This window comes from Oenococcus oeni, assembly GCF_020510245.1.
In the GTDB taxonomy this organism is placed as follows: domain Bacteria; phylum Bacillota; class Bacilli; order Lactobacillales; family Lactobacillaceae; genus Oenococcus; species Oenococcus oeni.
In genome coordinates this window covers 1,084,466-1,097,856 of record NZ_CP084701.1, presented here as the reverse complement: position 1 = coordinate 1,097,856, position 13,391 = coordinate 1,084,466, and the positions used below count along the sequence as shown (strand labels likewise).

At 36.4% G+C, this 13,391-nt stretch carries 12 protein-coding genes, 3 tRNA genes, 1 pseudogene and 1 other annotated feature; of the genes and pseudogenes, 11 read left to right on the top strand and 5 right to left on the bottom strand.

Annotation, left to right across the window (positions count from 1 at the left end; genetic code table 11):
• The first annotated feature begins 6 nt into the window (after positions 1 to 6).
• From yidC to J3U91_RS05755, 10 genes are all read left to right on the top strand, one after another.
• Complete coding sequence (gene yidC, locus J3U91_RS05800) at positions 7 to 1,041, top strand: membrane protein insertase YidC (RefSeq protein WP_002826725.1); 1,035 nt, start codon at positions 7 to 9, stop codon at positions 1,039 to 1,041.
• On the top strand, positions 1,041 to 1,808 hold the full coding sequence (locus J3U91_RS05795; protein WP_002820543.1) for a TrmH family RNA methyltransferase: 768 nt from the start codon (positions 1,041 to 1,043) through the stop codon (positions 1,806 to 1,808). The genes yidC and J3U91_RS05795 overlap by 1 nt, the downstream gene beginning before the upstream one ends.
• A gap of 21 nt (positions 1,809 to 1,829) precedes the next feature.
• The gene (locus tag J3U91_RS05790; RefSeq protein WP_002816374.1) at positions 1,830 to 2,138 is read left to right on the top strand and encodes a winged helix-turn-helix transcriptional regulator; all 309 of its coding nucleotides are present in this window, start codon (positions 1,830 to 1,832) and stop codon (positions 2,136 to 2,138) included.
• Positions 2,134 to 2,336: a binding site (T-box leader), on the top strand. Its footprint overlaps the gene before it by 5 nt.
• A gap of 41 nt (positions 2,337 to 2,377) precedes the next feature.
• Entirely contained in the window at positions 2,378 to 3,421 is a 1,044-nt protein-coding gene (gene pheS / locus J3U91_RS05785) for a phenylalanine--tRNA ligase subunit alpha (protein WP_002820541.1), read from the top strand.
• Positions 3,421 to 5,844: a phenylalanine--tRNA ligase subunit beta gene (gene pheT, locus J3U91_RS05780; protein WP_002820540.1), complete on the top strand. Its 2,424-nt coding sequence runs from the start codon at positions 3,421 to 3,423 to the stop codon at positions 5,842 to 5,844. The genes pheS and pheT overlap by 1 nt, the downstream gene beginning before the upstream one ends.
• A gap of 19 nt (positions 5,845 to 5,863) precedes the next feature.
• Entirely contained in the window at positions 5,864 to 6,589 is a 726-nt protein-coding gene (locus J3U91_RS05775) for a rhomboid family intramembrane serine protease (RefSeq protein ID WP_002820539.1), read from the top strand.
• Between the two features lie 69 nt (positions 6,590 to 6,658).
• Entirely contained in the window at positions 6,659 to 7,630 is a 972-nt protein-coding gene (locus J3U91_RS05770; RefSeq protein WP_002816377.1) for an ROK family glucokinase, read from the top strand.
• 83 nt (positions 7,631 to 7,713) lie between these two features.
• Positions 7,714 to 7,787: transfer RNA gene (locus J3U91_RS05765), tRNA-Trp, on the top strand.
• Between the two features lie 2 nt (positions 7,788 to 7,789).
• Positions 7,790 to 7,863, top strand: a tRNA-His gene (locus tag J3U91_RS05760).
• Positions 7,864 to 7,901: 38 nt separating this feature from the next.
• Positions 7,902 to 7,985: transfer RNA gene (locus J3U91_RS05755), tRNA-Leu, on the top strand.
• Positions 7,986 to 8,829: 844 nt separating this feature from the next.
• Here the strand turns inward: J3U91_RS05755 and J3U91_RS05750 are convergent.
• Both J3U91_RS05750 and J3U91_RS05745 read right to left on the bottom strand, forming a co-directional pair.
• A pseudogene (locus tag J3U91_RS05750) lies at positions 8,830 to 9,197 on the bottom strand (TIGR02328 family protein).
• A gap of 1,334 nt (positions 9,198 to 10,531) precedes the next feature.
• Positions 10,532 to 11,128: a flavin reductase family protein gene (locus tag J3U91_RS05745; protein ID WP_002820536.1), complete on the bottom strand. Its 597-nt coding sequence runs from the start codon at positions 11,126 to 11,128 to the stop codon at positions 10,532 to 10,534.
• On the opposite strand from J3U91_RS05745, the gene J3U91_RS05740 reads away from it, so the two are divergent.
• Complete coding sequence (locus tag J3U91_RS05740) at positions 11,120 to 11,893, top strand: ArsR/SmtB family transcription factor (RefSeq protein WP_002820535.1); 774 nt, start codon at positions 11,120 to 11,122, stop codon at positions 11,891 to 11,893. The genes J3U91_RS05745 and J3U91_RS05740 overlap by 9 nt on opposite strands.
• Positions 11,894 to 11,942: 49 nt before the next feature.
• Here the strand turns inward: J3U91_RS05740 and J3U91_RS05735 are convergent, their stop codons facing one another.
• The 3 genes from J3U91_RS05735 to J3U91_RS05725 all read right to left on the bottom strand — a co-directional run bounded on the left by J3U91_RS05735 (position 11,943) and on the right by J3U91_RS05725 (position 13,322).
• On the bottom strand, positions 11,943 to 12,281 hold the full coding sequence (locus tag J3U91_RS05735) for a GNAT family N-acetyltransferase (RefSeq protein WP_002820533.1): 339 nt from the start codon (positions 12,279 to 12,281) through the stop codon (positions 11,943 to 11,945).
• Between the two features lie 208 nt (positions 12,282 to 12,489).
• Positions 12,490 to 12,705, bottom strand: a complete 216-nt coding sequence (locus tag J3U91_RS05730; protein WP_018025227.1) for a hypothetical protein — start codon at positions 12,703 to 12,705, stop codon at positions 12,490 to 12,492.
• 170 nt (positions 12,706 to 12,875) lie between these two features.
• Positions 12,876 to 13,322, bottom strand: coding sequence for an ASCH domain-containing protein (locus J3U91_RS05725; protein WP_002821806.1), 447 nt, complete (start codon positions 13,320 to 13,322; stop codon positions 12,876 to 12,878).
• Positions 13,323 to 13,391 lie beyond the last annotated feature (69 nt).

Sequence of the window (13,391 nt, the reverse complement as noted above, 5' to 3'; positions counted from 1 at the left end):
TATCTTATGAGTAAAGAAAAAACGAGTGCATGGCAATCAGTTAGACGATTAATCATACTGCTCTTGATTGCTTTGGAAATTTTATTAATGACTGGCGGGTATACGAAGACCGGTCGAACCTGGTTGTGGATTGGTCAATATATGGTTGCTTTTATGCATTGGATGGCAAATGATGTTTTCAAATCAACCAATGGTATTGGTTTTGCAATCATTGCGATAACAGCTGTTATTCGAATTGTTCTGTTTCCGATTATGTTTGATCAACAGCGCAAGGCTACCATTCAATCGGAAAAAATGGCAATGCTTCAGCCGCAGCTATCAAAAGTCCAAGCTGCTATGAAAACGGCTCAGACTCAAGAAGAAAAAGTTGCAGTGAATACAGCCATGATGTCTGTATATCGAGAAAACAATGTATCGATGATTGGTGGTGTTAATTTTCTATCAATGCTGATTCAATTACCGATTATTTCCAGTTTGTATACAGCTATCCGATTGTCAACAAGTGTTTTAAAAACTGATCACATTAACCCGGCAACTTATAGTTCCTCCTTTTTGTTGAATGGGTCTCATTTTTTTGGTATTGCATTATATAAACCTTCGATAACGATTGCTGTTATTGCCGGAATTTTTTATCTTGCCCAGTCTTGGTTTATGTTGAAAACAACTCCTGAAGCTCAGAGAAAGCAAATGCAAACAATGATATGGTTTACACCGATTATGATGTTCTTCTTTGCAATTTTTCAATCAGCAGCCTTAGGACTTTACTTTGTTGTTGGTGGATTTTTCGTTTTGATTCAAACCTTGATATTGCTCAAAATTCATCCAAAATTGCAGGAAAAGATTCGCAAAGAATTTAAAGTGAAAAATGTCGTTGATGATTTGTTGGCCAAGGCAACCAATAATTCCAGTCAAGGAGAACTCGTCAAGGATATTACGAATGAAGTTTCAACGGAAACAGAAGTTTCACCTAAAAAAAATAACAAAAAAAATAACGCTCATAAGCGCAATGCTGGTAAACAGCAAAGGAAACCAAAAATATAATGGAAATTATTACTTCGAATCAAAATTCAAGAGTTAAAATTTGGACTAGTCTACAAACTTTAAAGGGCCGCGAAAAATCCGGAACTTATATGCTTGACGGTTGGCACCTGGTTCAAGAGGCTTTGAATCAAGCGGCACCAATTCAGGCTGTAATTGCTACTGAAGAGCAGATGGATCAGCATTTGATTGACGTTCCTCAGGGTGTACCGGCTTTTCAAGTAAGCGAGGAGGTTGCCCGCCATATTGCTAAAACCAATACTCCACAGGGGATTTTCGCTCAAACAAGCCTTCCAAACAATTCTTTTGATCCTAAATATGTGCATAATGGTTCCTGGCTTCTTTTGGACAGAATACAGGATCCGGGAAATGTTGGTACTTTGATTAGAACGGCGGATGCCGCTGGTTTTTCTGGCGTTGCACTATCAAAAGAATCTGCTGATCCTTTTAATCCAAAAGTCGTTCGGGCAATGCAGGGCAGTCAGTTTCATTTGAAGTTGGTTAAAGAAGTCGATTTGAATGATTGGGTCGATAAACTTGAAGCTAATGATTATAACGTTTACGGTAGTACTTTGTCAGAAAATTCAGTTGACTATAAAACAGTGGTTCCGGAAAAGAATTTCGCTTTGATTCTTGGTAATGAGGGACAGGGGATCGATCCGGAAATTCAAGCTAAAACTAGTGAAAATTTGCATATTAATTTCTTAGGCAAAGCCGAATCATTAAACGTCGCCGTTGCGGGTGGAATTTTAATGTTTGCATTAAATTGATTTTCCTAATAATATGTAAGTATGACCGAGAGATTAGAGTTCACAGAGTCGGCGTTTGAAATTCTAGGAAGAAAGTGGAATGGATTAATTATCCAGTCCTTATTGGATAGTGATCGAGGCTCTCTTCATTTTGCCGAATTATCGAGAAGCGTGCATGCCTGCAGTGATCGGGTTCTGACAGTTAGGTTGAAAGAGTTGGAAGACGCTGGTATTATTAAACGTGTCTGTTGCCCCGATAATGGGAAACTGGGCTACCGTTTAACAGAGAAGGGTAGTTCAATGCGACCGTTGATGTCGGAAATTTCTCGTTGGGCTGCTGAAAATATTTAAAAATTTGTGGAAGATTAGTAGGCTGTGATGTTGCAAGCGAATCGGGATTGGTGGAAGCCGATAACAGTAAAAGCTGAATTTCACTTCCAATTATTCTAGTTAATAGCTGGCGGATGGCTCCGTTATAAGCTTTAAGAGTTAGAAAAGTTTTTTGTTTTCTATAAATTTGGGTGGTAACACGATAAATTCGTCCCTGGTGCGTTTGCACGAGGGATTTTTTTTATTAGTCAGGAAAAAAGATGGATATTAAGGAAGAATTAGAAGAATTAAAAAAGAAAGTTTCCGTTGAGATCGATAAGTCGAGCAGTGTTGATCTGATTGAAAACATTCGCGTACACCTGCTTGGCAAGAAGGGCGATTTGACGAAGATCCTTAAAGGACTGAAAGATTTGGACCCTCGTGAAAAACCGGTCGTTGGTCAAATGGCTAATAAAATCCGGACTCAATTGGAAACAATGATTTCTCAAAAAAAACATATTCTTGAGGAAAATAAGCTGGATGCTCAGCTTGCTTCTGAGAAAATCGATGTAACTTTGCCTGGTGAAACTTTTCAAATTGGTACGAAACATGTTTTGCAACAAATCCAAGATCAAATTGAAGATCATTTTTTAAGCCAGGGATATCAGGTAATGTATGGCCGAGAGATTGAAACAGATGAGTATAATTTTGAAAGAATGAATTTGCCAAAGGACCATCCTGCTCGTGATATGCAAGATACCTTTTACCTTACGCCGAATGTGCTTTTGAGAACACAGACTTCAGCTATGCAGGCTCGAGCGATGGATAAGCATGATTTCTCGACCGGACCTTTAAAGATGATTAGTCCAGGAAAAGTTTATCGTCGAGATAATGATGATGCAACCCATTCTCATCAATTTCATCAGATTGAAGGATTAGTAGTCGGCAAAAAGATTACTTTAGCCGATCTAAAGGGTACTTTGCAGGCTTTGACAGATGAACTATTTGGCAAGGGTCATGCGATGCGCTTTCGTCAAAGTTATTTTCCTTTTACCGAACCCAGCTTGGAAGTGGATATAAGCTGGAATACAGTGGATAAAAATACTGCTTCGCAAGACATAGAGTGGATTGAGGTACTTGGTGCTGGAATGGTTCACCCAAATGTCTTAAAAATGGCTAATATCGATCCTGAAGAGTATTCCGGTTTTGCTTTTGGTTTGGGTCCGGATCGTTTTGCAATGATCAAATATGGTATTGATGACATTCGTAATTTTTATCTGGATGATTTGCGTTTTTTGAAACAATTTTGTCAGGTGGGTGAATAATGAAGGTTTCTGTTAATTGGATTAAAGAATATATGCCGGACTTTCCGGTTAATGATCAAGTTGATGCTCAAAAAGTAGCTGATCGATTGGCTTTAACTTCGACTGAAGTTGCTGAAAATGGCTATCAGATTCCGCAATCGAGTAATTTGGTCGTTGGTAAAGTTTTGGAAATCAGAACAATTGAAAATTCGAGCCATTTAAAAATTGCGATTGTAAACGCCGGCAAAAAAGATTACCAAATCGTTACCGGAGCACCAAACATCGAAAAAAATCAATTGGTTGTTCTGGCCTTGCCGGGGGCTCTTTTACCAAACGGCAAAAAAATTGAGGCGACAACTCTTGATGGAGAAATCAGTCAGGGAATGTTGGTTTCGTTACAGGAAATCGGTTTTGACGATTCAATCGCACCAAAAAAACATGAAGCGGGAATTTATGTCTTTCCTAAAGACAATGACGTTAAAGTTGGTGATGATGCCGTCAAGGCACTCGGAATCGATGATTTGATGATTGATACAGAATTAACTGCTAATCGCGGTGATATGCTTTCAATCAGAGGCAATTTATATGAATTTTCTGCACTTTTAGAGAAAGAGTTTAAACTTCCCAGTTTAGACCTTCAAGAAAGTAGTAAACTATCTAAATCGCAAATTTCGGTTAATGTCGATCCAAAATTAGCTGATCGTTATTATCTTAGAATTATTAACAACGTAAAAGTTGAAGAAAGCCCCCTATGGCTTCAACGCCGCCTTTGGAATTCAGGTCTTCGTCCGATAAACAACTTGGTCGATGTTACTAATTATGTCATGCTTTTATTTGGACAACCAATGCATGCTTTTGATTTAAATAAACTGGAACACAAAAATATTAGGGTTGCTTTATCAAAAGATGAAAAATTCAAGACCTTGGACGGGAAGACTCATCAGTTAAAGGATGGCGAGGATATCGTTGTCTATGATGATGAGGAACCACAAATGTTGGCCGGTGTCATGGGTGGCACCAAGTCGGAAGTTACTGAAAAAACCAGAGACGTTGTTTTGGAATCGGCTGTTTTTAATCCAATTTTAGTTCGTAAAACAGCTCGGCGTTTTAATTTGCATTCGCAAGCCAGCCAACGTTTCGAACGGGGAATTGATATCAGCAATTGCAAAAATGCCTTGAATTTTGCCGCTGCTTTGCTTCAAGAAGTTGCTGGAGGGGAAATTGCCAAGGGGATAATTGCCGGCTTGGATGATCAATCATCCGATAAGAAAATTAAAATTTCTCTTTCAGATATTAATAATTATTTAGGAACTGATGTCAAGCTTGCCGAAGTTGAAAATATCTGGCAACGTCTGAACTTCGAGTATGATCTTTCTGGTGAAGAATTTGTTGTTTCGATCCCAAAACGCCGACCGGATATTACTATTAAAGCCGATTTGATTGAGGAATTTGTGCGAATTTATGGATATGAAAAAGTTCCTGCCCGTTTACCACAAACAGTTAACAAACAATCCGGTCTGACTGTCGACGAAAAACTTGATCGAGCGATTAAAAATGTGCTTCTTGGTCTCGGCCTGAATCAGGCAATTTCTTATTCGCTGACTGATACTGAGGCCGCTGGTACCTTCACTCTTGGAAAGGGCGATGAAGTTTCTTTATCTCATCCAATGAGTCAGGAACATTCGGTAATGCGCCAATCGATCCTATCGACTTTGTTGCAGGCAGCTTCTTACAATGCGGTACGCGAAGCTGACGATATTCGTTTATTTGAAAGTGGAACGGTTTTTTTCAAACAAAATGGCGTCCAATTGCCAAAAGAGGATCATCAAGTTGCTGGATTAATTTCCGGCGTTCCGAATAGCAACTGGCAGCATAATCAAAAGAAATATGATTTCTATTACATCAAGGGCATTTTGGAAAGTTTTTTAAGTAGCCTTGCTTTAAAATCGATAATTTCTTATCAAGCTAGTGACCAGCACAAAGAAATGCATCCGGGGAGAACAGCTGATGTATATGTAGGCGATCATTATCTTGGTTTTGTTGGGCAGATAAATCCAAAAATATCAAAGAAATACAAGATGAATTCGGTTTTCGTTTTTCAAATCGATTCAGATTTAGTCCATGAGCTTTATAAAATGAATCAGGATTATACACCCTTGGATAAGTTTCCAGGAACTGAACGCGATCTCTCTTTGTTGGTTGACAAAAAAATAGAATCGGCAGAAATAGAGCGAGTAATCAAAGCGAATGCGGGTAATTATCTTCGCAAACTTCAGGTCATTGATCTTTATCAAGGGAAAGAACTTGGTGAAGATAAAAAATCAATTTCTTATCGACTTGATTTTGTTAACACTCAAGCGACTATAACTGATGCTCAAGTTAATCAATCAATCAAAAGAATAGAAGGGGAACTAACAAAACAACTATCGATTATGGTTAGATAATTTTGCTAAGCTTATAATTATGAGAAAATCTTTTTTGAGATTTATTCCACCGGTTACTTTATCGATTTTTTCGATTACAGTTTTTATTTATTTCTTTCAGGTATTTTTCGATGCCTATCTTTTTCATTCTTTTGGACTGTTCTCTTTGATCAACCGTTTTATCAACGGCCCCTCGATCCAATCATTGATTCTTTTGGGTGGCCAAGTCAGCAGTTTAATTCTTAAAGGTCAATGGTATCGCCTTTTTACACCGATTTTTCTTCATAGTTCTCTAATGCATATTTTTTCGAATATGTTCACTTTAATTATTTTCGGTCCTTTTGTTGAAAAACTTTTTGGTAAGACTAAATATTTACTTATTTATCTATTATCTGGACTTTGGGGAAATTTATTAACTTTAATCTTTGATCCGAATCCAAATATAGTTTCTGTAGGAGCCTCAGGAGCTCTTTTTGGTCTTTTTGGAGCAATGATATCAATTGCCTGGTTTAATCGAAATAATCCGATTTTTAAGCGTCAATTGGTTGTTTTCGCAGCTCTGGCGCTCTTCAATCTAATTAGTAACATTGGCGATCAAAGTGTTGATATTTGGGCTCATATAGGTGGATTAATTTCCGGAATTCTGACATCGCTGGTTTGTAATTTCCCTAGTGCTCAATACGGAAAGGTTAAAACGATAATTCGAGTTATCGTATTTTGTATTTTTTTGCTGCCATTTGGATTTTTATTGCTTAAAATTCAATAAAAATACCTTCTGTCCTTGGAAGCGCTTGTTTTTATTTAAAAAAACTTTTAATCTGTTAATGAGGTAGAAATGACTAAAGATAAATTAATTGGTGTCGATCTTGGCGGAACGACAATTAAATTTGCAATTCTAACAATTGAAGGTGAAATCCAAGAGAAATGGGCTGTACCAACTAATATTCTCGATGATGGTTCTCATATTGTTCCTGATATTGTTAATTCTATTAATAAAAGACTTGGTCTTTTAAAACTTGATCGAGAAAGAATTGTTGGGATTGGAATGGGAACGCCTGGTACCGTTGACCGCCAAAACGGAACCGTTGAAGCTGCTTACAATTTAAATTGGAAAAATATTCAGCATGTTCGCGAAGCGGTTCAAAAGGGAACCGGCTTAGATTTTACGATTGATAATGATGCTAATTCAGCGGCAATCGGCGAACAATGGAAAGGTGCCGGCGAAAATAATCCAAACGTTGCCTTTGTTACTCTTGGAACCGGTGTTGGCGGTGGTATCATCGCTAACGGCCACATGGTTCGCGGAGTTTTTGGAGCTGGAGGAGAATTTGGGCATGTTGTTGTTGAGCCAAACGGTTATCTTTGCACTTGTGGTAATCGCGGCTGTTTGGAACAATATTGTTCCGCACCCGGAGTCGTTCATTTAGCTCATGATTTTGCCGACGAGTATGAAGGAAATTCCCAACTCAAACAAATGCTTGATAATGGAGAAGATGTAACTTCGAAAACTGTTTTTGATTTAGCAAAGAATGGTGACTTTTTGGCGACTGAGATTGTTGATAAAATGGCCTACTATCTTGGCTATGCTACGGCTTCGTTATCGAATATCCTGAACCCGGCATATGTGGTTATAGGCGGTGGCGTTTCTGCTGCTGGCAGTTTTTTGCTGAATAAAGTTCAGAAACATTGGACTAAGTATGCGTTTTCACCAGTGCGTTCTTCTACTAAATTGAAGCTGGCCGTTTTGGGAAATGACGCCGGTGTTATTGGTGCAGCCAGCTTGGCACGCGAATTTATAAAAAAATAAGTTTTTTTGCTTCAAATTCGTGTTGTTTTTTGTTAAAATGATTCAGTTGGCTTCGCTGCGTCTTGGCTAGGCAGGCTGATTATAGGGATATAGTATAACGGTAGTACAGCGGTCTCCAAAACCGTTAATGGGGGTTCGATTCCCTCTATCCCTGCCATGGCGGTACTGGTGAAGTTGGTTAACACACCGGTTTGTGGTACCGGCACGCGCGGGTTCGAGTCCCACGTACCGCCCTTGCAAGTTTCAGGTGATTCTTGCTCGTTTTTTTAATGCCGTTGTGGCGGAATTGGCAGACGCGCTGGACTCAAAATCCAGTGGTGGCAACACCGTGTGGGTTCGACTCCCACCGACGGCATTTAGGCTCTATATTGACGAAAGTTGATATAGAGCTTTTTGTTTGCTTAAGCCTTTTATATTGGGCTTTACAGCTAGCTAAAATCTCCTAAAAGCCCTGACGATAACTTACAGTAAATTTGTAAGTTAGCACACGATGCACAAAAAAGCACAAATTACAGGTAGAATGCAAAAATAAGATGCTGTGAAAGATAGATTATCTATGATTTTAGGAAATGCCAAGTGGCTATATCGATATTTAAGGAAAACCTTGCTAAAGCCATGCTGATTTTCAATATTGTTAAGTTGTTTTTCCTATCTCATTTTTTTTGAATGTTTAATAGCTTGAATGGGCTTTTATAATTTTAATTTAAGTCTTTTTTCTTTAACTAAGCTATGCTTTTGGTAGCGCAATTATGCTAATAAAACATGGAAAGTTAGTACTTCGTTAGTCTGATTGAAATTACAGTCTTGATTATTTATTTGGCTAATAACGAGCAATAACCGCATATTTAGTGATTGAAAAAACGATTTCCAACTTTATTTCTTTTGACAATATTCCAGTTCAGTAACACCTAATTTTAAAACCGATAAACCGGTTATTTTACTGATTTTTTTGCTTTTCATCCTATATTTATCCACTTTCTAAATCACGAAATAATATCTCTTGTGCCGCAGATCAAATAATTTTATTTGTTATGGACCTTCCTTAAATAATAATTGTTGATGAAATATTTTAGATCGATGTCACAAAACTTCTAAAAATTGTAGTTTATATGCGGAAACCTGTCCTAATCTGATCCGACGTAACCCCTTGGACTTAATTTGAGTCTTGCAAAGCCACAAGTACTGAAAAAATTTGACATTTACATGTCAAGTATTATTCCTTTGTTTTGTAGGTTAAGTAAACAAACTGTCAGGTATTTTTGGTTGTGTTCTGGATAGATTGGATTGGTTAATTCGACAGAATCCAGTCTCTGATAGTTCGGACAATATTTGCCTCGATAACAGGGATCGTACCAACGTTGATCAGGATGATATCCCCGTTTCTCCATTTCTTTCAAAACAAGATAATGAAATTGAAACAATTTGTAGGGAGAATGGTCGAAAACATAGTTGACTGTAGCATGCTTTTCCCCCACCCGTTGCCGCGTAAAGCGGCAATTTCACGGTGCTGTCCTAATAATTGCTGACGAGGCAATTTTGATATCAATTCTTGATGCCATAAACGCATATTTTTCCTTCTTAGCTTATAGCCTAGTATAAAGCGCATTTTTGTGATTTGATTAAATAATCAATTAAAAATTTTATTTTGATAATTGAGTCTTTTTATTAAAGTGGACTACAATTTTTGATTTTAGTTGACTGCTCAAATCAATTTAAAATGGCAGCCAAAATTCCTTATTTTATTATGGCTAGTAGGGAATTATGTAATCTTATGAAAATAAGTAGACATTTCATGTTGCGATAATTGTCTTGGGGATTATGAAATTCTTAATAGAGGATTTTATTTTTATTTGGCGGATCTTTAGTTCAACTTTTATAAACTACTGATACTAGTCTATTTTTTTCTGGCCATTATGAACACTAATAAATTTAATTTATTTATTCGATTGTGGCATAACACTTGCACTAGTCGTGTTTTGGCTGGCGTTTTTTATTTAAAGTCAAATAGTAATAATAACTATTGCGTATTAATGCTACTCGGATATATAATTTATTTGGGCACCAGAAGCACTGGTGCCTGCAACAAAGTTTTCAGTATATAAAGTTTTATGAAACATTCCCGTTTTATTAGTTAACTTTTATTGAGTACTTAGTTTTTTAGATTTTTAAACATCAAATAATTTGATCACTCACTTTAAACCATTAGTAAATTATCCTGGTTACCAATAGTTGAAAAGCACTAGCGTTAAGCTGGTGCTTTTTTTCGAAAACTATCTGAAAACCAAATCAAATTTTTAATTATGTTCCAGGTTCGCGAATTTGTTGAAATGAATAGAGTTCAAACAACTCGTATATTCGTGAGGTCGATTAGTTAAGAGACATAAAGTAGACTATTATTTGTCAAATTAAAAAAACTTGATCTAAAAGTGTCCTTTTCCCCAGTGTTATACTTAGAGGGTTAGTTGACTCACGTGAACAAGTTAAATATAAATCTAGCCAAATGTTAAAGGATTGGGGAAGCGTATGATTTTTCGGTACTGACGTTTTCTTCTTTGGAAACGATGATCAGCACTGATCTTAAGATAATAAAATTGATTCAAAAAAAGGCATCATTTATTGGTGTTTTTTTATTTTCAATTAAAAATTTTTATGCTCCATCGAACATTGCATAATCTTCTTTATCACTCACTTCTTAGCAGCACATGCTATTTTAATTCTCCAATTGCTAATGTGGAACAAATCGCTGATTACAATTAATTTCGGACCGAGCGAATATTTTAAATTTCTCTACCTAATAAGGGTTGGCTAGAGTAGACTCCTGCAATATATATATATTCAATTGAAAAGATGGATGATAAGGGATTAAGCTTTCTAGCAAAGCGCATTTGATCACATCTTCGATTAATCTTCTTGATAACGAAAATTGAAGCCCAGGGAAAGGTCGTCACTTCGATATTCTCTGAATTTATAAAGTAGTGGATGCCATTTTTGATTATCTATTTTTTGATTCGTTTTTAAGATTTTTCGTTCGACGAAACTAGCCAAAATTTTGGCCTCGATTATGGCAAAATCTTTTCTGGAATTGATTTTCTCGATTTTTAGTTCTATTTGAATAGGACATTCTTTGATTTTGTCGGGTCTGACATATTTTGCAGTTTCTTTTGTGAAGGATCCTAATTGAAATTTGTTAGGACAATAAGAATATCCTTTTTCTTTTTTGTAATTTGGAACTTTTTCTTTTCCAGTGGTATTTGATATTTTTTCTATTTGCCGCCACAGGCTTTTATCAGGAATATTTAAAATTGCTTCTCTAGTTTCAAACAGATTTTGAAAGGCTTGGCTGTTGGTCCCTAAACCGATCACAACTTGGTCATTTAAAGACCAAACAGATGAAATTGGTGTGATATTAGTACTCTTTTCAGTTTGATTCCAACTGCTGATCAAAGCCACTGGGAACCCATAATAAAGACTATTTAATTTAATTTGTTGATGAGACATTTTTCTCCTCTTGTAATGCATTTCTTTATTAGGATAAAAGAGAAATATATCGAATGCATTAGAGGCAATATAAACGATATGCAAACAGCTGATTATTCGATGGTGTCTGAAATCATAGGTAACCCTCAAAGATTGGGCATGTTGGTCTTTTTGATGGATGGACGTTTTCGTACCGTAAACGAAGTTACCAAGGCTACGAATTTAAAGCCTAATACAGTGTCTTTGTATCTCGGCCATTTTGAGAAAATCTCTTGGTTGGATGACTATTTTCAAGGAAGATGGCACTACTATCGTTTAGCCAATTCTGAAGTAGCATCTTTGATTGAAAAGATATTAGTTTTATCGCCGAAGAAAAAGATTACTTACTTCAATTTAAATGAAGAAGAAAAGTTATTGCATACAGGCAGAAGTTGTTATAACCATTTGGCGGGGCAATTGGGAGTTCAATTGTTGTGTTCAATGAAGACTTTGAATTGGATCAGACAGGATGGATCAGCCTTCCAATTGACGGATAAAGGTCAAAGCAATCTAAATAATGCTTTAGAGATCAAATTTTCTTTTCAAGAACAGAAGTCGTGGGATTTTATCTTGCCTTGTATGGATTGGAGTGAACGACAACTTCATTTAAAAGGAATTGTTGGTAAAAAGATCTTGGGGGCGATGTTAGACAAAGAATGGCTTTATCGACCTAATCGGACGCGGGCCTTGGCTTTGACATACAAAGGGAAAGAAAAATTTGGAGATTTTTTACAGATCCGCGCTTAATAAGTTTTCTCTTTAATTTGAATTAAAAAACTTTTTTGAAAATAAATAGTCAATTAACGATCAATTGGGCAGATAAAAGTCGTCTGATTGTTTTAAATCCTAATTTTTTGTATAACTTTCCAGCTGCTTGGGCTTTGTCAGATTGAACCAGTGTAATTTTATCCTGGCAACTATCATGTAAAAAGTTCCACACCTGTGCCATTAAAGCAGTTGCAATGCCTTGCTGACGATATTTCTCATCCACACCAAGATATAATAATCGGCCTTCCTTTTGGCTTAATTGTGCTGAAGCATAAGCACACAATTGTTCATTTAAATATTCTAGAAATAATGGATGATTTTTTCTTACGATGTTTATTTTATTTCCGCTAAACATTCGTTGATGCAATGCCAATAATTCTCTTCTTTTTTTGTTTTCAATAGAGAATGTATGGATTTCAATTCGTATGTTAGAATTCATTGCTTGAAAAGGGCACATCTGCCAAATTGTTTGTTGACTAAAAAGAGCGTCTTGTTCTTTAAGTCAATTCGTTAGTTTTAAATTCTTGCCGTTATAAAAGAAAACAAGTTTGGCAGGAAAATGTTTGATATGGGATTTAATCAATGGGAGCAATTGCTCGAATTGAAATTGATCGTTTGTATAGGGTCCCCCATACCTCAACTACCCAACTTTTTCCATCGCTGTATTGGTCTAATACTAGAAGTACGTCAGTTTCATCGATTATTGTCACGTCGGAATCGGCTAGATCGTTGACAACGTCTTCCACTTGATCACTAACATATTCACAGTAATTAAATGGATTCCGATTCAATTTTTCTATTTTTTTGCATATTGTAAAAGATTTTTTTCTTTCATAAAACGTTTGATTAATTATTGGACTTATCCAAACTAAAAATGAACCATAAAATTTTTATATTTAACATAATTATTTTTCTAATCGAAGAGAAACTCAAAAGGCGGTTGAAAGTTTTTAAGGGTTGTCTATTTAAAGACAAGTTCAAACACCTCGCAAATGCAGGGAGCGTCTAATTTGAAAGTTTTTTTATTTTCTTTGAATTCTTTATTAAAGAAATCTTCATGAACTTTTCGCCAATAATCGTAGCTGCGATCACCTTCGCCTTCATGAAAGGCGTGTTCCTGAGAAATCAGGTTGAAAGGCACCGTTTCAACGACTTTGGTTTGTGTGATACACACAGGATTGCCCCGGCCATCCAAAATTATATTATATTCGCCAATAAGAGGTATTTCTTCGTTTGGCTCATATAATTCAAAAGCAGAGGTCGTGGCGGTCTTGATTCCACTTTTGACTAATTCTGCCAGTTCGTTTTGCATACTTTCAGGCCAGCCGAAAGCGAACGCGGAATATTTATCCGTCGTGATATTATTTTTATTTTTAAATGCGCTCCAATACGCTTCTATATTATTCATCAACATAACTGCCATTTCTAAAAAAATAAATTTTGATGATAGTATATCATCCAAAGGGTAGATGATAGA